General features: G+C 40.4%; 18 protein-coding genes. 2 read left to right on the top strand and 16 right to left on the bottom strand.

The genetic code is table 11. The features are described from left to right. Positions 1-55 precede the first annotated feature (55 nt). From HZB59_13910 to HZB59_13850, 13 genes are all read right to left on the bottom strand, one after another. On the bottom strand, positions 56-1,909 hold the full coding sequence (locus HZB59_13910) for a carbon starvation protein A (GenBank protein ID MBI5022525.1): 1,854 nt from the start codon (positions 1,907-1,909) through the stop codon (positions 56-58). Between the two features lie 178 nt (positions 1,910-2,087). Next, positions 2,088-2,438 carry a YraN family protein gene (locus HZB59_13905; GenBank protein ID MBI5022524.1) on the bottom strand — a complete coding sequence of 117 codons (351 nt, stop codon included), beginning with the start codon at positions 2,436-2,438 and terminating at the stop codon, positions 2,088-2,090. Positions 2,439-2,442: 4 nt separating this feature from the next. Continuing rightward, complete coding sequence (locus HZB59_13900) at positions 2,443-3,048, bottom strand: ribonuclease HII (GenBank protein MBI5022523.1); 606 nt, start codon at positions 3,046-3,048, stop codon at positions 2,443-2,445. 34 nt (positions 3,049-3,082) lie between these two features. Then, a complete protein-coding gene (locus HZB59_13895) occupies positions 3,083-4,801 on the bottom strand; it encodes a BamA/TamA family outer membrane protein (GenBank protein MBI5022522.1) in 1,719 nt (572 codons plus the stop codon). A gap of 11 nt (positions 4,802-4,812) precedes the next feature. Next, positions 4,813-6,120, bottom strand: a complete 1,308-nt coding sequence (locus tag HZB59_13890) for a GWxTD domain-containing protein (protein MBI5022521.1) — start codon at positions 6,118-6,120, stop codon at positions 4,813-4,815. A gap of 13 nt (positions 6,121-6,133) precedes the next feature. Further along, positions 6,134-7,438, bottom strand: coding sequence for a 30S ribosomal protein S12 methylthiotransferase RimO (rimO, locus tag HZB59_13885; protein ID MBI5022520.1), 1,305 nt, complete (start codon positions 7,436-7,438; stop codon positions 6,134-6,136). After that, positions 7,438-8,385 carry a phosphatidate cytidylyltransferase gene (locus HZB59_13880; GenBank protein ID MBI5022519.1) on the bottom strand — a complete coding sequence of 316 codons (948 nt, stop codon included), beginning with the start codon at positions 8,383-8,385 and terminating at the stop codon, positions 7,438-7,440. The genes rimO and HZB59_13880 overlap by 1 nt, the downstream gene beginning before the upstream one ends. Continuing rightward, positions 8,378-9,364 (bottom strand): CPBP family intramembrane metalloprotease, encoded by a 987-nt coding sequence (locus HZB59_13875; GenBank protein MBI5022518.1) that lies wholly within the window; start codon positions 9,362-9,364, stop codon positions 8,378-8,380. The genes HZB59_13880 and HZB59_13875 overlap by 8 nt, the downstream gene beginning before the upstream one ends. 2 nt (positions 9,365-9,366) lie before the next feature. Then, positions 9,367-10,320: a hypothetical protein gene (locus HZB59_13870; GenBank protein MBI5022517.1), complete on the bottom strand. Its 954-nt coding sequence runs from the start codon at positions 10,318-10,320 to the stop codon at positions 9,367-9,369. Between the two features lie 10 nt (positions 10,321-10,330). Beyond that, a complete protein-coding gene (locus HZB59_13865) occupies positions 10,331-11,200 on the bottom strand; it encodes a DUF3108 domain-containing protein (GenBank protein ID MBI5022516.1) in 870 nt (289 codons plus the stop codon). Next, positions 11,197-12,267: a glycosyltransferase family 9 protein gene (locus HZB59_13860; GenBank protein ID MBI5022515.1), complete on the bottom strand. Its 1,071-nt coding sequence runs from the start codon at positions 12,265-12,267 to the stop codon at positions 11,197-11,199. Before HZB59_13860 ends, HZB59_13865 begins: the two co-directional genes overlap by 4 nt. Positions 12,268-12,320: 53 nt before the next feature. Continuing rightward, the gene (locus tag HZB59_13855) at positions 12,321-12,800 is read right to left on the bottom strand and encodes a hypothetical protein (protein MBI5022514.1); all 480 of its coding nucleotides are present in this window, start codon (positions 12,798-12,800) and stop codon (positions 12,321-12,323) included. 434 nt (positions 12,801-13,234) lie between these two features. After that, on the bottom strand, positions 13,235-15,103 hold the full coding sequence (locus tag HZB59_13850) for a DNA primase (protein MBI5022513.1): 1,869 nt from the start codon (positions 15,101-15,103) through the stop codon (positions 13,235-13,237). 307 nt (positions 15,104-15,410) lie between these two features. On the opposite strand from HZB59_13850, the gene HZB59_13845 reads away from it, so the two are divergent. Then, on the top strand, positions 15,411-17,660 hold the full coding sequence (locus HZB59_13845; protein ID MBI5022512.1) for a PAS domain S-box protein: 2,250 nt from the start codon (positions 15,411-15,413) through the stop codon (positions 17,658-17,660). After that, a complete protein-coding gene (locus tag HZB59_13840; GenBank protein ID MBI5022511.1) occupies positions 17,653-18,297 on the top strand; it encodes a response regulator transcription factor in 645 nt (214 codons plus the stop codon). Before HZB59_13845 ends, HZB59_13840 begins: the two co-directional genes overlap by 8 nt. Before the next feature lie 7 nt (positions 18,298-18,304). Here the strand turns inward: HZB59_13840 and HZB59_13835 are convergent, their stop codons facing one another. The 3 genes from HZB59_13835 to HZB59_13825 are packed head-to-tail and all read right to left on the bottom strand — an operon-like array spanning position 18,305 to position 21,018. After that, complete coding sequence (locus HZB59_13835) at positions 18,305-19,444, bottom strand: KamA family radical SAM protein (GenBank protein MBI5022510.1); 1,140 nt, start codon at positions 19,442-19,444, stop codon at positions 18,305-18,307. A 3-nt stretch (positions 19,445-19,447) separates the two neighbouring features. Next, entirely contained in the window at positions 19,448-19,939 is a 492-nt protein-coding gene (locus tag HZB59_13830) for a GNAT family N-acetyltransferase (GenBank protein ID MBI5022509.1), read from the bottom strand. Further along, positions 19,936-21,018 carry an ATP-grasp domain-containing protein gene (locus tag HZB59_13825; GenBank protein MBI5022508.1) on the bottom strand — a complete coding sequence of 361 codons (1,083 nt, stop codon included), beginning with the start codon at positions 21,016-21,018 and terminating at the stop codon, positions 19,936-19,938. The genes HZB59_13830 and HZB59_13825 overlap by 4 nt, the downstream gene beginning before the upstream one ends. Positions 21,019-21,022: the final 4 nt, after the last annotated feature.

Here is a 21,022-nt window from a genome sequence, read left to right as displayed (position 1 = left end):
GGGGGTTGAGTCAATTACGAAATTTCTAAATCCTCAATACCAAATCCGAAATCTTTTAACAACACCCATACGTCGGCGGAGTGAAATTTTTGTCGGAGGCGTATACAACCTCTCCGGCAACACAGTATTCCTTCTTCACTAAAACTTTGTACCATTTCCTGAATGCTTCCACTAAAACAATCACAGCACAAACCATAATGATCGCTGTTAGAATCGAATTAATGTATCCCTGCAAAGCTGTTTGAGAATTCTGGGTAAGCGGCAAGAAATTATTCACAATATTCAGCCAACCCGCCGTTAGCGTAGTAACTGCAACAAATAACATTGGAACAACCGTTACCCAAACATATCGCACTTTGCCCGCATTGATGATGGCGCTTGTTGCAACCGATAGCGCCACTGCGGCAAGCAATTGGTTTGCCGTACCAAACATGGGCCAGATAGTGCTGATGCTTCCCGTCCAGATGAAATAACCCCAGGCAAAAACCACTGCAAACGTTGAGAGAAGTGTACCCGGCAGCCAATCTGTTTTCTCGAACGGCTTCCACAGACGACCACCAAACTCTTGAACCAGAAACCGGGCTACCCTTGTGCCCGTATCGATGGTTGTAAGGATGAACAATGCCTCGAACATGATTGCAAAGTGATACCAGTACGACATTAAACTGCGCATGCCGGGAATGGCTGTAAAAATCTGGGCAAATCCAACCGCCAACGATACTGCCCCGCCGGTTCTTCCCGCCAACGACTCGCCGACCTCTGCCGAAAGTTCTGCAAGATTCACTGTTGACATCCCAAGTGCTTGAAATTTTGCCGGCACTACATTGATGGCAAAATAATCACCGGGGTGCAATGAGCACGCGGCAATAAGTGCAATCACTCCAACTAACCCTTCCATAAGCATTGCACCATACCCGATCATTCTCGTGTCGGATTCTTTGTTGATCATCTTCGGTGTTGTACCGGAGGCGACAAGAGAGTGGAAACCGGATATCGCACCGCACGCGATTGTGATAAACAAAAATGGGAACAGCTTGCCTGGAATAATAGGTCCACCGCCGTTGGCAAATTCTGTAAGTGCAGGCATTTTTAGATCCGGATGAACAATGATGACACCGATTACAAGTGCGGCAATTGTTCCTATCTTCATGTACGAACTTAAATAATCCCTGGGACATAGAAGAAGCCACACCGGTAAAACCGACGCAATGAATCCGTATATCGCCATCGAAATAATAATTCCTTCCCTCGATAAAGTAAAGTACGGAGCAAGTGAAGAATGTGGAATAAAACTTCCGACTATCACCGCTGCAAACACTCCGATAACACCTATAATACTTGCCTCGGTAACTTTACCCGGTCTTATACGGTACATCCACAAACCAACGAACAACGCGATCGGAATAGTCATTGCAATTGTAAAAGTCCCCCACGAACTATCTGCAAGCGCGTTAACAACCGTGAGTCCAAGCCCCGCTAACGCTATGACAACAATAATGAGGATGGCTATTGAGCCGATGATTCCCGCGAGCGGACTGATCTCATGCCGTGCAATTTCTGCAAGCGATCTTCCTTTTCTTCGGATGGAAGCAACGAGCGTAACAAAATCGTGCACAGCACCAGCCAAAACAACTCCTGCTAATAGCCACAGAAAACCGGGAAGATAACCGAACTGAGCGGCAAGCACCGGTCCGATGAGCGGTCCGGCACCGGAAATTGCAGCAAAGTGATGTCCGAATAACACCCATTTATTTGTTGGGTGATAATTTTGTCCGTCGTTTAAAGTATGAGCCGGCGTGGGTCGACTATCGTCGAGCGCGATAACTTTCGCTGCGATGAAGGCACTGTAGTAACGGTACGCTATTGCCATTACACAGAGAGTTATAATGATAAGAGGTAGAGCGTTCATAAATAGATTTGAGATCCGGGATTTGAGATATGAGAATTGATTGAATATTTTTTACTTTTTATTTTTGAATTGGTAAATGTCATTCGTTAATCGTCATTGGTCATTAGTTTATTAGCATTTAGATTTAATATTTTTTTACGCCAAAGGCGCATCCGCCTCCGGCGGAAATTTTTAATTGTTAAAAGGCATCTTCAATGTGGCGAATCTCGGTTTTGTTCTGTTGATAATCGATCGCAATTACATCGAACCGACATTCTTTATCATCAATATTATTTTCAAAGAGATAACCGTCTGCGGTTGATCGAATCTTTTCACGTTTACGCGGAATTACTGCATCTTCCGGCTCGCCGAATTCTTTCGAGCGGCGTGCTTTCACTTCAACGAATACAAGCACGTTTCCATCTTCAGCGATGATGTCGATCTCTCCGTGCTCGAAGCGGTAATTCCTTTGAAGAATACGATAACCTTTTTTTTCTAAATAGTCAACAGCTAAATCTTCGCCGATTGTTCCTTTTTTTGTTTTACTAATCATTTTACTCAACTAACTTTACCGGCATTCTGAAACTTTTACGGTGAATTTCGCAAGGTCCGTGTTTTCTTATGGCATTAAGATGATCTTTAGTACCATACCCTTTGTGTTTGGCGAATCCATATTGCGGATATTGTTCATCGTACACCTTCATCAATCGATCACGAGTTACTTTTGCGATGATCGAGGCGGCGGCGACAGAAAAACATTTAGCGTCGCCATCAACGATTGCAGTGAACGGAATGTTTGCGCCGGTAAAGTGCGGACCATCTATCAATAAATGATCAGGTTGATTCGTTAGTTTACCGATTGCTTCGTGCATCGAGCGGAAAGTAGCATTAAGAATATTCACTTCATCAATAATTGTATGTTCTATAATTCCAACACCAACACTTACCGCCTTCTCATTTATAATCTCAAATAATCTCTCTCTTTCTTTTTCAGAAAGTGTTTTCGAATCGTTTACTCCATCAATCTTAATATTGGAAGGAAAGATCACCGCCGCAGCAACCACGGGCCCCGCAAGTGGTCCCCTCCCCGCTTCATCAACACCGGCGATAAAACGCTTTCCATTATTCCAATATTCCATCTCGTAATAAAAACTTATCATACTCAATTCTCTATACTCAATGCTCTATGCTATCTCAAAATTCATTTATCAATCCGATATGAATCTTACCCTGTAAGAACGAATCGCCCTCGCCGAAGGCACAACTTAATCCCAATAATCCGATTGTCGTTTTGATTCTTGTGCCTATACCGTAACCGTATTTCCCTTTTTCAAAAAATTCATCGGTTGCAATAGCCGGTTTATAGTAATATCCCAAATCAATAAAACCGTAGAAGAAAGACCTCGTTGCGGCAATAAACCTGTATTCAATATTCGACCAAAAGATACGAGATCCAATAAATTCGTTTTCCCTGTAACCGCGAAGAGTATTTGTACCGCCGAACCGGTAGAGGCCGGACAATTGAATATTCCCGCTATTAACAGTCCGTCCATATAATCCGATTTTGAAAATTTGACTGGGCAATAGATTATAATATGCTTCCGCGTCTATTCCTATCCGTTGTATGGTGGATGTTCTATCGTTTATTTTCGTCGATCCAATATCGTAACCGGTCTGATAATATATCCCGTCGGTTGGGGTCAATCTATCATCACGTGTGTCATAAATTATATTAAATCCTCCGGTTATCTGATACACACTGGCGATATTTGAGGCACCCGCAGCCGGAATGATAAATTCTTGCTTCACGGAACCGCCAACCGTAATGGATTCCGTAAATTTAAAATCAGAATTAACATCAACCGCTCTCTTAACGAAAAGTGTATCTTCCTTGCGCTGCAAAAATGCACCACCCAGCGAAAGAGGAATGTTGAACAACCATGGCTCCGTGTAACGAATTCCAATTTCCTGCGTCAACCGACTTTCTTTTTTCCAAAGAAGATGCAATTTCCTTCCGGTACCGAATAGATTTCGCATCGATATATTTATGAATCCGGTGACAAGCGCGCTATTAGCACCTTGTCTTGGACTATATCCAAGAATTCCGTCAAATGTGTTTGTATTTCCTTCCGTCACTTTTATAAGAATCCCTTGTGCGTTATCCATGGAGAATAGTTTCGGTTCATCCACCTGATCGAAAATATTTAAACGTTGCAATCTGCTTTTGATATTTCGTATTTTTGAAAACTTAAATGGCTCGTTCGTTTTTAAATTCAATTCACGGATTATCACATCATCTTTTGTGCTTTTGTTACCGGTGATCCTTATCTCGTCGATCGTAACAAGAGCTCCTTCATCGATTTTTATTTCTACCGACAACTTCGCCGAATCAATCCCGATACCGGGTCTTATTTGTTTCACTTCAACAGAAGCGTAAGGATAACCGGATTCATCATATACTTGTAAAATGTTTTCCATACCGGTTTCGAGATTGGATGGAGAAAATATTTCGTTCATATGAAAATTTACGACAGATCGAAGTGTATCTGAGGAAATATTGTTGTTACCCGAAATTATTATTTCCCCCACTCGGCATCGCTCGCCTTCGGCAATATTAATCGTGAGATCCAAATATCCGCTATCGGAAATTGGAGAAACGGAATCTTCCCATGCTCTCACAAAATAATATCCCTTTTTAAAATAAACACCGAGGATTGTTTCCAAATCTTTCTGAATAAGTATTGAATCGTAAATTGTCTGAGGTTGCGATTGCATCATGGAAAGTAGATCTTTATCGGAAATATCTCTATTCCCGGTGAAAGTGATAGATCGGATCATATGATCTGATTGCGTCATCGCCGGGAGCGCGATTACATTCAAAAGGAAAACGACGATGAGACAAACAGTTTTCATGTTCCGTCTAATTATCGCCGCGGGCGGGTTCGCCTTAAATCCCAGAGAGGATTTTGCAGCCGGTATTCTCCGAATCCGGTAACGTCAACAAAAATAAATTCACGGCTGATTTCATAATAGGTCCATACCTCGTAAGGTTTCGAGTCTATGTCGAAAGGATGCCGTTCGATGTTGCTAGGAGAACCAAAGATGCAATAAACCATACCCATATCTGTTTTCCATCCGTCGATGTAATGCCCGAAATGTTTATTGGCATAAGCGACTCTCGAATAATATTCTTCCATCAACTCATTGCGATCGGAGTTCGGGGAAGGATCCTTCTTATTCCAAAATTCCTGAAAGAGAGTTTTCTTCTTCTCCATCGGAGCTTTTCGCATTTCGTCAATAGATTCACGATCTGCTACATATTCCAACTGATCGATAGCTAAATTCAAATCTGTAATTGATACAGGCATACCACGCCATCGGACAACGAACGAACGCGAAGATGTCGAGCTAACTTCTTTTTTCGACTCATCCGCGATATTCTGTGGAAGGTTTAAATACGTCTGAAGGATATAATCACCCGGTATCAGTTCACTTGTATGGATATTCTGGAAGCAGTGGCGTTTCTTCGTTCCGAGCTGGATACTGAAAGAATCAACTCTGACGGTATCTCCTTTCATGTTGAATATTTGAACAAACAACTTTGAAGAATCGATACCGATTGAGTTATAAATTTCAAAGAATATTTGGAAACTGTCTCGCACACCCCCTACATTCCCGGAGATGTTCGGAAAAATCGATGTCTTGCCTGAATCATATTCTATCCGGTTAGCGATCATAATATCACTTATCCCGAAATCAACGTCGGTGTATCTTTTCACGCTCACTTTCTTTTTTATTCTCGTACCTCTATCGCTTTCGTGGTCTTTCACCTGAACCGTAACGAAATATAATCCCGGGGTAACCAGAAATGAGCGCTGATTTAAATTACTGGTTGTCTTGGAAGTCGTTTGATTGTAATCGGGTACCTCAACTTTCTCTGTCCACCATTTTTCTGCCACCAGTGTTTCTGTTGTGTCGTAAATGTTGATTGCAACTTCATATTCAGACCGGAAATTATCGCTATATTTTGTAAACTGCATAGCTTCATACGGAACTTCAACAAAAACATCGAGCCGGCTGACTCCCGCTTCCGATGATTGAAATGATAAGGCATCCATATAAAATTTCGGAATTTCAATTAATTCTGAAGGAGCTAATTCAACCTGAGAAGTTACAACTTGCAGATTAATTAGAAGAAAACTGATAATGAAAAAAAAGAATCGAAAATTCATGATAATATTCTCCTTAACATTCTTTATTGGCGAGTCGTCCGAATAAATCGTACGCGTCACAATCATCAATTAAAACATCATAATAATTCCCCTGCTTAACATTGTCAACACCGTGCAATGTAACCGCATTATCGATCTCAGGAGCGTCATACTGTGTGCGTCCGATACCGGTTCCATCCTCCAATGTGTCGATAAGTGTACGAATCTTCTTCCCCACGAGTAACTTGTTGTGCGCGAGTGATATTCCCCGTTGCATTTCCATAATCGAGTTGAAACGCTCTTGCTTAACTTCTTCGGGAACGGGATCTCCAAGATCGAACGCGTTTGTATCTTCTTCCTGTGAATAAGTGAAAAGACCCAAACGTTCGAACTTTATTTCTTCAACAAAATGTTTTAACTCTAAAAATTCTTTTTCACTCTCATTCGGATAACCGACTATGAGAGTTGTTCGTAGTGCTATACGGGGTACTTCGGTTTTGATTTTATTGATGAGAGATTTTATTTCTTTTGAATTAGTGCCGCGCTTCATAGAAGCAAGGACTGTATTAGAAATATGCTGGAGAGGAATATCGAGATATTTGCATATCTTTGGATTCTCCGCGATCACTTTCAATACCTCACCAGGAAATCCCGTGGGGAATGCATACATCAACCTGATCCATTCAACTCCTTCTATTGAAGAAAGCTTATCAAGAAGTTCCGCTAACTTACGCTTACCGTAAAGATCAAGTCCGTAATAAGTACTCTCCTGCGCAATAATTATAAGCTCACGGACTCCCTGCTCTGCCAGTTTCCGGGCTTCTTGAAGAATTGTCTCTATCGGCTTACTGATATGTTTCCCCCGCATCAAAGGTATCGAACAAAAGGAACAGGGCCTATCGCAACCTTCGGAAATTTTAAGATATGCGTAATGAGGCGGCGTTGTTAAAACCCGTTCTCCTATAAGATTATATTTGGGATGAGCCCCGAGTGCGCTGACGACCTGATCAATTTTATTCGCACCGACATAAGCATCGACTTCCGGTATCTCCTTTTTTAAATCCGCGGAGTAACGCTCGGCAAGACAACCCATGACAACAAGTTGTTGAATTCGGCCGGTCTTTTTCAACTCAACAGCATGCATTATCGTATCGAGCGATTCTTTTTTTGCGCTTTGGATAAATCCGCAGGTATTGATGATGGTCGCATCGCTCTCATCTGACGATTGAACGAGTTTCAAATTATTCGCCTGAAATTGCTTCATCAGCATTTCCGAATCGACCACGTTTTTGGGGCATCCAAGTGTAATGATGCAAACTTTTTTTGTCATCTTTGGCATCAACTGAACGCTATATAATCGAGATAAAAATAAACAAGGGGGGCTGCAAAAAGCAAACTGTCGAATCTATCCAATACACCTCCATGCCCCGGCAAAAGTGTCGATGAATCTTTCACACCTGCATCACGTTTCAACGCAGACTCAAACAAATCACCAAGTTGACCAAATACTCCAACAATCATACCTATCACTATGGCGTTTGCAACGCTGAGGTATTCCAGCGCAATATATTTAGCGATTATTGCAGCCAGAATCGAAAATATAAATCCCCCGATCGCACCTTCCCAACTTTTGTTGGGACTTACACGCGGAAACAATTTATGTTTACCGAAAGCACTGCCTACATAATATGCCGCTGAATCGCAGATCCATATTGTGGCAAGAATCGCAATCACGGTATATCCTCCCCATCTGTAAACAATCGCCGCAGTTTGGGGATCAGTGAAGCTTGTTAAAGAATTAAAATATCTACTCATCGGAAAATCGAGAGGAACAAATAATTCGCGTAAACCAATTACAGTACCGAGAAAAAGTGAGATATATAATACCCCGAAAATCGTTGCCGAAGCATTCAGCAATACCGAACCACGGTTTCTGAATAATTCATAAATGAGTATAACAAATACAAAAATCAGTATTATCATGAACACGAGTTGCGTTTGTGTGGGGTATGGAATTCCAACACCGACAGAAGTTGCAAAACCGACAATGGTTTCCCTCACAGGAACATAATAAAACGATAAGTTCAAAATGAATCCGGCTATGATTCCAAGCGGGATAGACGGTTTTATATTTTTCTTTTCGGTAAGTTTGTAAAATTCGTGCAAAGCGAGCACCGAGAGCATAGCAATAAATAGAAAGAAATAAATTCCACCCATCATACAGAGGATCACGATAAGCGGTATACCGATAAATGCAACCAATAGACGCTGGTAATGATTACTCATCTTTCACCCCGTTATTTGATATTGATTCGGGAATTTCCTCTCCGGGTGTCACATTTTTAGATCGGGTTATTTTATATAAATAAAAAATTGAAAGCAGAAATATTACGCCGAAGAACCAGAATGTAACTAATAGCATTTCGTTCGACATGGAGGATGTTTCTCCAAAACCTACATAATCATCATCCATATGAAAATAGACAGCAAGACAAGCAAGAAAATTATTTATAAAATGAGCGATCACCGATGTCCAGATACTGCCTGTTCGAACAGTAAGAAAACCGAGGAATATACCTATTGCCGCCAACGGAATAAAAGAGAATGGATTAAAATGATAAGCTCCGAAGATGATACCCGTTATAACAGCACTCCTCATCGGACTTGTTGCTTTTTCGATACTTCGTTGTATGAGTCCACGAAAAAGAAGTTCTTCAGCAAAAGCCGGTATTAGAGCGATAATTACGATTACGAAGATTAATTCAGGAATTGAAGTTGAAGATAAAAGATATTTATACAACTCTTCGAACATTTGTTTGAATTGATCCATCAATTTTTGCATCTCAGTTGGCAACGGCAATTTTTCCTGAAACGCGAGAAATACCTGAAGCATTTGTTCAAGCGAAATAATTGCCACTATCGAAGTAATAATCATTTTAAAAGATGGCGGGGACAAACGAAGATATTTTTTCGGTTCGAAAGTGGCAAACCGCACCAGCACCAATGTCGGTAAAAGAATCAATAAAATTTGTCCGGCACCCGTAACAATACGGTAGCCATTTAAATTTTCTGGTGTTGGCTTCAACCCAAAAATAAGCAACGTAACAACTCCGCCAACAATTTGATAAAGAATGAATATGATACCGAGAGAAAGTAAAGCGAAAAGAATCGGATGAATTCCTAATCGTTCAACTAACGGTATATCATTTGCTTTCATTTGATTATGGAGATTAGAATTCTGATTATTATCGTTTTGAATTTCCATCTTTATGAATCCAATCTATCCTTAATTGAAGCGCATAAAAGAGGTATCATAATTTCATGATGACCGGTGAACATATATCCTCTACCGCTATTTTTTGTCGGACGCTGAACAACATTCATTCTTGGGCGGTAATGCTGTATCATGTCGAAGTTAGCGGTTGAAAAACCTTTTGCCTTGGCACCAAGATTACGCGCTACCGTGAGAGCTTTCAGAAAAACCTCAGGCAAGATAACAGCCGATCCAAAATTCAAAACAACTCCGCCATTCGTGAGTTGCCGTACGACACCGCAAAACAACCGGAAATCCCTAAAACTCATCTCACCCGTAACCGCTCCATCCATACTCGGTTGTTGATGAATAATATCAGTTCCGATACCGACGTGCACCGTGACAGGAATTTTATATTTCGTGCATGTGGCAAGTAAACTTATGCTTTGATAAGGGGCTTTTTGAAGCGCTTTTCCTATCGCCTCTCCGAATCCACACTCTTTGTTTTTAATTTGATGTTTTAAAATTCCATTTATAAATTCACCTGTCTCTTTAGACATGCCGAAAGTTCCGTTCTGAATATTTTCTTCCACATCCTCCGATGTTTTACCCCACATCGCAAGTTCAACATCGTGGATTACAGCGGCACCGTTTATCGCGAGCGCTTTTACAATGCCTTTCTTGATCAAATCTAGTATCAGAGGAGATAATCCGACTTTAATAACATGCGCGCCTGCCATCACTATAACCGGTTTATTTTTTCTGTATGACCCGACAATATCATCAACCAGTGAACGCAGATCATTGGCGACGAGAAATTTCGGCATTGAAAGAATAAAAGCGGAGAAATTTTCACGGTGTGGGTCATATGTATATGCCAACCTCTCCAAACTCACTTTATTCTTTCTTTTGTTGAGAGGAACTGTGCGAACATTTTTTAAATTGACCGGTTTCAATTTATTCTTCATGGTTTCTGCCTTATGGTAATTTTGATTTTAGAGGTCCCAGCAATCCCCGATATTCAATTAATTCCGATTCAACTTTACCGATCAATATTTTTGCGGTAACGAGAACAGGAATCCTTCGTTCATCATTGGTCATCCAAACGTACAACTTTCCTTCATTCTTAAATAATCCTCCTTCTCTGGCGAGCGGTTCGACTATGATACAGTTGAATTCACCTGCCTCAACATCTATCACTTGTGTTCCCTTGTATTTTACATCTAGTTCATAAGTGGAATCTTTGTAAAAATTTTGTAGATGTAATTTATCTCCCGGTTTGAACTTGGAAAAATCGAGCACACGGGTGAAATAAAATGCCGACATCATATCTTGAACATAACCCGGTATCGGATATTTCCCGTTTGTAGTTACTGCAGTGTGATTAATTTGATCGAACTCTGCCGTGAAATCACGCGAGTAACCACCCTCTCTGATATGTTGTTCAAAACGCCATGGGAATAATCCTTCTGCATCTATGATTGTGATGTAACGATCTCGCACTTTATAAAAGGCATCAAAGAACGGCTTTGAATTCAGATTAAACTCCACTAAATGACAACGGCGATTATTGTAAATTGTATCTCTCACAAAAAGAGTGGCTTCACCGGCAGTTACAAATCCATAATTAACATCGAACCGGAAAAATTCACCCGGTCCAAATGCCTGATTCTGAATTTTTCGAACCGTATCGGAGAAAGTGACAATCGTTGTATCCTTTTTTTCGGAGACCAATTGGGATTTTACAACTCCTTGTGTTTGCCCGTACAAGTTTAATGTTGAAAGTAAAATTATTATTGCTAATAAAAAGAATCTTTTGGAATTTATGTAAGCTTCGTGGTTCATCATTTATTTTCTCTAATAATTGTCTTTATAGAATTAAAAACATCAACAACCTCAATAGAATCCATACACTCACATGAATTGTTGTTTTTGCCGGAACATTTTGTACAATCCAGAGGTTTATCTTTTGGTGTGAATATTAATCGTTTGGAAGTGTATGGTCCCCAGCGGGTCGCGCTTAGGTGCGGGATTTGTGGGTAGAAACCGACGACAAAAGTTCCTACAGCCGCGGCAATATGAATTGGACCTGTCGAATTTGAAACGAATACAGAGGCACGTGCTGCTAACGCACCGAGTTCACCCAAAGATAATTTATTGCAAATCTGGATGCATTCGGGTCCTGCAATTTCCGCGACACTTAGCACCAGATCAAGTTCCTCTTTGTTTCCCGTTATCGCAACTTTCACATCGGGGAGACCGGCAAGATATTTTCCGAGTATACCGAAATTTTGCGGATTCCAATCGCGCGATGATCCTTTGCTGCCGGGATGAAGTATTATCAATTTATCTTTATCAACGATACCATATTCATTTAATAATATTTCCACATGTTTCTTTGATGTATCAGAAATCTGCATTACCGGTTGATAATCTTTATCCTCATATGATAACCCGATCGCTTGAAGCAGATGGAGATTATATTCTAATTCATGATATGATCCTTGGCGACGATGTTCGTAATATTTTCTGTTAAAAAACATAGAGTATATACGGTAGCCGGTTCCGATACGGATAGGAATTAGCGCGAGCCATGTGAGAAAGGCAAGCCGAGCCCGCGGATGAGTATGAAGTACGACATCGAAGTGGGCTTGGCGTAATTGATGCAATAGTTTGAAAAATGGAACTTGTTCTCCATCCCTATCATAATAAATAATGTTATCGATATTGGGATTATCCATCACCAGTTCTGATGTATATTCTCTAATCAGCATAGTAATATGAGCATCAGGGAAATGTTTTTTAATAACTTGAGCCAGCGGTAAAGTGAGGATGACATCGCCGATACGATCGGTTCGCACTATCAAGAATTTCCAGAACCTATCATCAAGCTTTCTTTTTATATTTGCACTCACAAATTAATATACGTTGAATGTCATCGAATTGCAATCGATGTAAATCGACAATATTATATTAAATATGCGCGTGGAATCGGGAGATCTGCCCGCTCGAAATCCCACATAAGCGAAACAATCCACCATCGATTGTTATCGCGCATCAACTGAATGCTATATATCCCTCGTTGCGCGGGTGCCAGATCGTTCATCTTTATTCGTAATTCAAACGTACTGAATATTTGAACTATCGTACCAAATTTTGAAGTCCGGCGTGCAATCTCTGTAACGTGCCCGCCTTTTCGCTCCATACCATCGAGTACTATATTCTCAACCGTCTTCTTCACCCATAGATCAACTTCGATCTGTTGAAGCGGTGAAGCTTTATCCGATTTCGGTGGAACGAGCAAAGCTTGCTCTCTGAATAAAGTTTTAAAGCGATCAAAATCGGGTTGACTGCCGGTTGTAAAACTTAAAGATTCGTACAGTGCTTTTATAATTCCATCCTGTGTGCCGACGTCATCCGGATTGGAAATTTTACCTTTTTGTGCCATAAGTTAATACCCGCTGAATTAATTTTCATTCTAAATTTTCATCTAATATACGTGTCTTATCGATTACTTGCAAAGATGAGTTTAAAATCTTTTAGATAAGCTAATCAATAAAAACCGGCGAAATCTCGAATCAAATCGGGGCTGAACAGGCGGGAATAAAATAAAAAAGGTAACTTTTGTGTTACCTTTGGGTGGATTAGGAGACTATTATGAAGTCTTGTTCAACTTACATAAAATTTATTCTCTTCTCAAGACAACATTCCACAATTTACCTGATTAATGCGGCTAATTTCTCATATTTCTTATTCAAGTATAATATGAGATTTCGCACAACCGTTTTGATGTTTATGACTATATTCATGATATTAAATAGGGAACTTCGAAAACATGGAGAAACATTCAAACCCAAAGGCAACCGCTCTCCCGGTTGCCTTTTATTTATTCTTGAAAGAATAACTCTCCAAAATTTTCAGTTCCGCCAGTAATCTCTTATGATTTTCAAGATATGGGAGACTGCTTTCACCCCGCTGAGCTGAAATTCGTAAAAGGTGTTGGTTTTCTTCAATCTCTTTTTCCAAAGATTTTCTTCGAATGCTTATGATCGCATCTTCTGCTATTTTTTGAGGATCGCCTTGAGCGACATCAACTCCGCGCTCGGTCCATCCCTTGCTTAAATTATATGACCTGAAAATTATTTCTGTAATCATTTTTATTTGCGCTTTATCTTCAAGCTCATTCACAAGAATCTTTGGGTCTGTTGGTTTGCCAACTTTCCATCTTTCAATTATCGAATTGAATAGCGATCTGGCAACCGGATGCTGTAATTCTTTCGGTGCAACAGACTGCGCGATGAACGATATCAGATTCGAATCACCTTCAAGAAGGGAGTGAAGCAAATCGCGCTCTACCGGCGAAACCGTTTCAGAATCTGCCACAGGTCGTTCCGGCATATTTTCACCCGATTCTCTTTCATCTCTTTTTGATGAGAAGGCGGCAAACTTGTTCATCTCACCTGTTTGCTTTTCAAGCTCGCGATATAAAGTTGCTTCATACAATTTATATTTTTCAGAAACGCTGCGTATATAAAAATTTCGTTTTAACTCGTCTTTCATTTTTGCGATGGTTTTGATTATTGTGCGGACTGTTTGCGCCTGTCCTTCAGGAGTACTCAGCATCCCATTTTTTTCAAATGTTTGAGCGATGAAATCAATAAATGAAATAGAATTATCCAATAATTTCTGGAAAGCTTTCGCACCATTCTTCACGATAAATGAATCGGGATCTTCTCCTTCGGGCAACGGCACAACCATAACGTCCAGATCGTTTTCGAGAATTAAATCAACACCCCGCAATGCGGCTTTTGATCCGGCAGAATCAGCGTCGTACATGATTGATATTTTTTTTGTATAACGACTGATCAGTTGAATTTGCTCTACTGTGAGAGCGGTTCCGCTTGATGCGACTACATTTCGGAATCCGGCTTGAAATACACTGAGCAAATCGGCATATCCTTCGACTAAAATAACAGAGTCTTTCTCCCGTATCTCTTCCTTCGCATGAAACAGACCATAAAGTACTTTACTTTTATTGTATATCAACGTCTCCGGAGAATTTATATATTTCCCAAGCGGATCATCTTCTCTCAGTTTTCTCGCACCAAATCCTAATACTCTTCCGGTCGTAGAAAATATTGGGAACATCGCTCTGCCTCGGAAATAATCGTGGTACGATCCATCATCACGGCGACGGGCGAGCCCTGCACGCTCCAGCATATCTGTTCCGATCTTTTTTTCCAAACCGAACTTGATAAGTGCATCCCAGCTATTCGGCGAGTATCCTAAACCAAATGCTCTCATCGTTTCATCGGTGAATCCCCTTCTCCGAAAATATTCAAGCGCTATTTTTCCATCAGAGGTTTCCTTCATCGATTGATAGTAAAACAATCCGACTGTTTTACAAACCTGATAAAGCTCCTCCTGCTCACTCACTTTCCCATCATCATCAGCAGAAGTTGTAGGTATAGTAATTCCCAACCGATCGGCAAGCGACCTAACTGCCTCGGGGAAAGATACCTTCTCGTATTCCATAACAAAAGAAATTGCGTTTCCGCCAACACCGCATCCGAAGCAATGATACATCTGACGCTCAGGCGAAACATTGAAGGATGGTGTTTTTTCTTGATGGAAGGGACAAGATCCGACAAAATTTTTTCCTCTTTTTTTCAACGGAATCAGAGAACCGATAAGATCAACTATATCGATAGATTTCCGTATTTCATCTATTATTTCAGGAGGAATTCGCATTTAAAAAAGAATAATTTTACCGTTACAAAATCCAAGATTATCGGTTAAATTTAGAAAACGGTGAGTTACAATTTATATAATTACCTGTAATGAAAATTAATGTACAGAAAATGGTTACAGGAAGCAAAACAATCATTTTAAGCGCGTATTAACTATATTCTATCCAAGTTGCAATTTTAATATATAAATTGTTATTATATTGTGGAATAAATTGATTACTGATACGATTATATTTTTTTCAGTTTGAATTGAAGATTAGCAAAAATGAATACGATCTGATCATTTATTAGGCAAAAAGCATTAGCGCATGTTAGAGACGATTCGAATATTATATTTTGATACCAATACTGACGATGTAGAATCGGTACGTTCCTCGTTGAAAAATGTTGATCCCGGGTATCAGTTGAGGCAGGTAAAAAAAGTAAAAGATTTTGAATCTGAACTCACGAATGGCAACTATGATATAGTGATAAGTGATCTACAGCTTAATAGTAATGTAGGTTTTGAAATTCTCGATCTTGTGAAATCGCTTTCACCAAATTTACCGGTGCTGATTTTTACACATGTTTTAGACGATCAGACCGCAATTAAAGCGATAAAACGGGGTGCTGTAGATTATCTGATAAAATCACCGGACAACATCCAAAACATTTCGATATCAATAAAAATTGCCCTTGAGAAAAATAAATCACAGATTGCTCAGGAGATACTAACTCAAACTTTACGTGAGTCAGAAATCCGGTTTCGAGACATCTTCGATAAAGCAACCGACGGTATGCTGCTTGCCGATATTTCATCGAAAAAATTCATATTGTGTAATCCGAATCTTTGTCGGATGCTGAGATATTCAAATGAAGAGATTTTAAAACTGAAGGTTGCAGACATACATCCTCCGGAATCGCTGGAACATGTAGTTTCAGAATTTGACCGCCAGGCCAGAGGTGAAATCACCAGCGTTCTCAACATACCCGTTATCAGAAAAGACGGTTCGATATTTTATGCAGATATCAACTCTTATCCGTTTTATTGGGAAGGGAATAAATGCCTCATGGGTGTCTTCAGGGATATCACCGAGCGAAAAATTGCTGAAGAGAACCTCATCGAGAATGAGAAAAAATTCCGGGCGCTTACCGATACAAGCGTGGCTGCTATTGTTATCTATCAAGACGAAAAATTTGTTTATGTCAATCCGGCATCCGAAATCATTACGGGATATAACATATGCGAATTGATGGAAATGAATTTCTGGGACCTTGTCCACACCGATCAACGTGATATCCTTCGCGAGCGTGGAAGAGCCCGCCTGCAAGGCAAACCGGTACCATCACGCTATGAATTAAAGATCGTTAAAAAAAATGGAGAAATACGCTGGCTCGATTTCAACGCAGGAACAATTCAATACATGGGAAAAACCGCGGCTATCGGCATTGGTTTCGATATCACAAAACAGAAAGAAGCTGAAGAAGCTCTCAAACGATCGGAGAACAAATACCGGATGCTTCATGAGAGCATGATAGACGCATTCGTTTCTGTTGGAATGGATGGCATAATTATTGAATTCAACAACGCTTATATAACGATGTTGGGGTATACTGCAGATGAGATACTCAATCTCTCCTATACTGATATCACCCCCGAAAAATGGCATGCGTACGAAGCAAAAATTGTTGCCGAACAGATTTTACCGAAGGGATTTTCTGATGTTTATGAAAAAGAGTATAGAAGAAAAGATGGAACTATTTTCCCGGTAGAGTTACGAACATCTCTTATACGGGATGAAAACGGAAAACCAAAATCAATGTGGGCAATAGTACGTGATATCACCGAACGAAAATGTGCCGAAGAAAAACTGAACGAATCCTATGAACAGATGAGACAATTATCGGCCCGTTTGCAATCAATTCGTGAAAAAGAAAGCACACGGATAGCCCGTGAAATTCATGATGAACTAGGACAAACGTTAACCGGTATAAAAATGGATATATCATTTCTCGAAGAAAGATTATCTGTGACATTGAACCTTCAAAAAAATCCTGAATTAGTTGAAAAAATAAATTCAATTTCCGATCAAACAGACTCAGCAGTTCAAACTGTCAGAAAAATAACAACTGAATTGCGTCCGGCAATTCTTGACAGCATGGGTTTATCTGCCGCCATAGAATGGCAAACAGAGGATTTTGAACATCGAACAGGAATTACATGCCGCTATTTCTCCCCTGCTGAAGAGTTTGAAATAAACCGAGAAGTCTCAACGGCATTATTCAGAATAATGCAAGAAGCATTGACAAACGTGATTCGCCACGCCAAGGCATCGCACGTTGAAGTCAAACTCAAAAGAAATAAAGATAAAATATTTTTTGAGGTCTCTGATAACGGCAGAGGTTTTAATAAAAGCGAACTTGATCATTTAAATTCATTTGGCATTCTGGGAATGAAAGAAAGAACATCGCTGATAGGCGGTTCATTCGAGATTTTGAGCGAACCTAATCGTGGCACAACAATACGGGTGATAATACCCTTACATTCGTCAACCTCCGCTGAGCATCCTCATGATTAAAGTTCTCATTGCAGACGATCATCCTGTTGTAAGAGAAGGATTAAAACAGATCTTAAGCAAAGCACCCGACATCAAGATTGGTGGTGAAGCTTTGAACGGTCAGGATGTGCTGGACAAAATTAACTCGGAGGATTGGGATGTAATACTTCTCGACTTAAATATGCCACAGCGCGATGGAATAGATGTGTTAAAAGAAATAAGAAAAAAATTCACCAAACTGCCAATTCTCATTCTCAGCATATATCCAGAAGAGCAAATGGGTGTTCGGGTACTAAAAGCAGGGGCATCCGGTTTCTTAAATAAAGAATTTGCTCCTAAAGAATTACTGACTGCTATACGCAAAATACACACCGGTGGTAAATATGTAAGTCCACAACTCGCCGAAAAACTCGCTATCGCAGTGGGAACCAATTCAGGCAGCGAACCTCATAAGCGATTATCGAATCGTGAATATCAGGTATTATGTTTAATAGCATCCGGGAAAACAATCACCGAGATTGCCGATCAATTATCGTTGAGTGATAAAACGATACGAACCTACCGCGAAAGGTTGATGGAAAAAATGGTCTTGAAAAACGATATTGAACTTACACACTATGCTATCAAACATAAATTGATTGAACCTCTCCGCAATTAAAATCAAATTATTTTTCTGCTAACACCTCACTCACTTGTATCTCTTTTTTCTTACCGTTTTTCCGCTTGAACGGTTTCTCAACAGGCGGATGATGATTTGGCGGTTCTTCTTCCAGATCCGGATAAGTAAATATTTCGTACTTATAATTCCGTAGAATAATATTTTTCCCTGCTCGCCCTAAAACGTATTGCGGAAGCAAAGGAATTTTGCCGCCGCCGCCGGGCGCATCAATAACATAAGCCGGTATTGCTAAGCCAGATGTGTGTCCCCTAAGCTTATCCATAATCTCCAAACCTTTACTGACAGGTGTGCGGAAATGATCGGTTCCTTTGGTTATGTCTGCCTGGTACAAATAATATGGTCTCACGCGCATTGTTAAAAGTTTTCTCATCAACTCCAACATCACATCCGGATCGTCGTTAACACCTTTCATAAGAACCGATTGATTACCGATCGGTATACCGGCATCGGCTAGAAGATCGCATGCACGCTTTGCTTCCGGTGTACATTCCCACGGATGATTAAAATGTGTGTTGATATATATCGGATGATATTTCTTCAACATTTTAGTCAATTTGGGAGTTACGCGCTGAGGTAACACACACGGCATCTTTGTTCCAAGACGGATTATTTGAACATGTGGAATATCTCTCAAACCTTTCAGAATCCGTTCGAGCAAAAAATCGGTGATCATCAGCGGATCACCGCCAGATAAAATCACATCCCGAATCTCAGGGTGTTGTTCAATATAATTAAGACCGTCCTGAATGTATTTCATGTTGATCTTGGAGGAATCACCCACTTTCCTTTTACGGGTACAGAAGCGGCAATACATTGAACACTGGCTGGTTGTTAGAAAAAGTACCCGATCTGGATAGCGATGAACGATACTTGGTACCGGACTGTTAGAATCCTCGGCTAAAGGATCTTCCGGTAAACCGTCCTCCGCCAATTCTTGAACATCCGGCATACATTGCAGCCAAATTGGATCGCCGGGATATCGGATAAGACTTAGATAGTAGGGATTGATGCGAATGTGGAACAACGAGTTCAGCTTCTTCGCTGCTGCGTCATCGAAACCAAAGCGATCGACTAAATCTTTCCCCGTGTCAACGCTTTGCCGCAGCATCTCTTGCCAAAGTTCCATAAATTATATCTGTACTCCTGATTGTGAGACATATTTTCCGTAGACAACGAGATCGTCGCCGATTTTATAATATCCTTTAATGCGAGCAAGTTCTGTATATTCGCACTTGACGTAAAATTTTCTTGTGTTTTGGTATTTGGGTTGCGATGATGTTTCCGCAACAATTAATCTACCACTATTATCACGAACAAACGATTCGGCATGTGCCAATAATTTCTTACCATAACCTTTGTTATGGATAGACGGTTTAACCGCAATCCAATATAAATCATAAGTACCGTCGGTCATTGGCGTTTGACCAAGACAGTAATAACCAACCACCGCCGATTCATCTAAGCCGGTATATATGATATAATCTTTTTGCTCCGGTCGATTTAAAACAGAATCGATCAATTCAAGCGCCACGTCAATTTCTTCATTGCTAAATACTTTCGTTTCTTCAAGAATCGTCTTCAATGATGCACGATCGCTCTGTATAAGCAGTCTTATAGTCACAATGTTGATCTCTCGATTGCCAATTCGACAATTTTTGATATTAATTCTTCAAATTTATATCCTTGCGCGCGAGCCGAGCGAGCAAAACCGGCATCATCTGATATATCAGGATTCGGATTGACTTCGAGTATGTACGGCTTATTTTTACTTGTTAAACGAAAATCGACCCGTGCGTAATCTCTGCAACCAACCAGATTGAACGCTTTAAGCGCCATCTCTTTCATGGTACTTTCCAGTTCGGGTGATATTTTTGCCGGACAAACACCCTTCGTGTGTTCATACTCTTCGGTTCCCTTCATCCACTTCGCATTATATGAGATTATCCGATGATATTGTTTAGGAAGGGTTGACATATCGATCTCCGAGATCGGAAGAACTGTCGCTTTTCGATTTCCGAGGATGGCGACATTCAACTCACGACCATCTATATATTCTTCAACCAGCGCGGGTTGATTAAATTGTTCAAAAATAAACCGAACTCTTTTCTTCATATCACTCAAACTGTATACAACCGAATCTGATGATATTCCCACGCTCGCATCTTCACGCGCCGGCTTTACAATCAATGGAAAATTCATATTCTCATCAAGTGTAATTTTAATGGGGCTTTCCACTAATTGGTATCGCGGTGTTGGAAGTCCATTGCTCAATAAAATTTCTTTCACGCGAACTTTATTCAGAGCAATTCCTAAAGCAAGCGGACCGGCACCCGTATAAGGAATCCCCATCAATTCATACATACCCGCAACATGCATTTCATGGATTGCTTCGTTCCCAACACTTTCACATAAGTTGAAAATAACATCGGGCTGGGTAGTGCGAAGGAAATCGATAAGCCGCATTATGTTGCTGTCGACATTGAATATCGAACTCTTATAACCTTCAGATTGCAGAGCATTAGCAATATCCGTCCGCTCTTCAAGAACTCCAACTTCAGAAAGATCGGTAAGTGAAGTTACGCCGTTTTGCTCACGTCCACCTTCCAGCAATTCACCCGAAGCGGTAACGAACTTTCGTTCCGATTCCGTTTGTGTTACCGGTTCGTTGTATATCACAGCAACATGTATTTTTTTTCTCATAATT

The sequence above is a fragment of the Ignavibacteriales bacterium genome, assembly GCA_016214905.1.
Taxonomy (GTDB): Bacteria; Bacteroidota; Ignavibacteria; order UBA10030; family SZUA-254; genus PNNN01.
Note: the sequence above shows the minus strand (reverse complement) of the source record. Positions and strands in the feature narration are given on the sequence as shown.

Excerpts from the sequence above, each read along its gene's own strand:
- HZB59_13845 (MBI5022512.1), top strand. The coding sequence starts at position 15,411 with ATGTTAGAGACGATTCGAATATTATATTTTGATACCAATACTGACGAT.
- HZB59_13865 (MBI5022516.1), bottom strand. The coding sequence starts at position 11,200 with ATGATGAACCACGAAGCTTACATAAATTCCAAAAGATTCTTTTTATTA.
- HZB59_13835 (MBI5022510.1), bottom strand. The coding sequence starts at position 19,444 with ATGGAACTTTGGCAAGAGATGCTGCGGCAAAGCGTTGACACGGGGAAA.
- HZB59_13910 (MBI5022525.1), bottom strand. The coding sequence starts at position 1,909 with ATGAACGCTCTACCTCTTATCATTATAACTCTCTGTGTAATGGCAATA.
- HZB59_13825 (MBI5022508.1), bottom strand. The coding sequence starts at position 21,018 with ATGAGAAAAAAAATACATGTTGCTGTGATATACAACGAACCGGTAACA.
- HZB59_13890 (MBI5022521.1), bottom strand. The coding sequence starts at position 6,120 with ATGAATTTTCGATTCTTTTTTTTCATTATCAGTTTTCTTCTAATTAAT.
- HZB59_13875 (MBI5022518.1), bottom strand. The coding sequence starts at position 9,364 with ATGGAAATTCAAAACGATAATAATCAGAATTCTAATCTCCATAATCAA.
- HZB59_13850 (MBI5022513.1), bottom strand. The coding sequence starts at position 15,103 with ATGCGAATTCCTCCTGAAATAATAGATGAAATACGGAAATCTATCGAT.
- HZB59_13870 (MBI5022517.1), bottom strand. The coding sequence starts at position 10,320 with ATGAAGAATAAATTGAAACCGGTCAATTTAAAAAATGTTCGCACAGTT.
- rimO (MBI5022520.1), bottom strand. The coding sequence starts at position 7,438 with ATGCCAAAGATGACAAAAAAAGTTTGCATCATTACACTTGGATGCCCC.
- HZB59_13900 (MBI5022523.1), bottom strand. The coding sequence starts at position 3,048 with ATGATAAGTTTTTATTACGAGATGGAATATTGGAATAATGGAAAGCGT.
- HZB59_13880 (MBI5022519.1), bottom strand. The coding sequence starts at position 8,385 with ATGAGTAATCATTACCAGCGTCTATTGGTTGCATTTATCGGTATACCG.
- HZB59_13895 (MBI5022522.1), bottom strand. The coding sequence starts at position 4,801 with ATGAAAACTGTTTGTCTCATCGTCGTTTTCCTTTTGAATGTAATCGCG.
- HZB59_13855 (MBI5022514.1), bottom strand. The coding sequence starts at position 12,800 with ATGGCACAAAAAGGTAAAATTTCCAATCCGGATGACGTCGGCACACAG.
- HZB59_13840 (MBI5022511.1), top strand. The coding sequence starts at position 17,653 with ATGATTAAAGTTCTCATTGCAGACGATCATCCTGTTGTAAGAGAAGGA.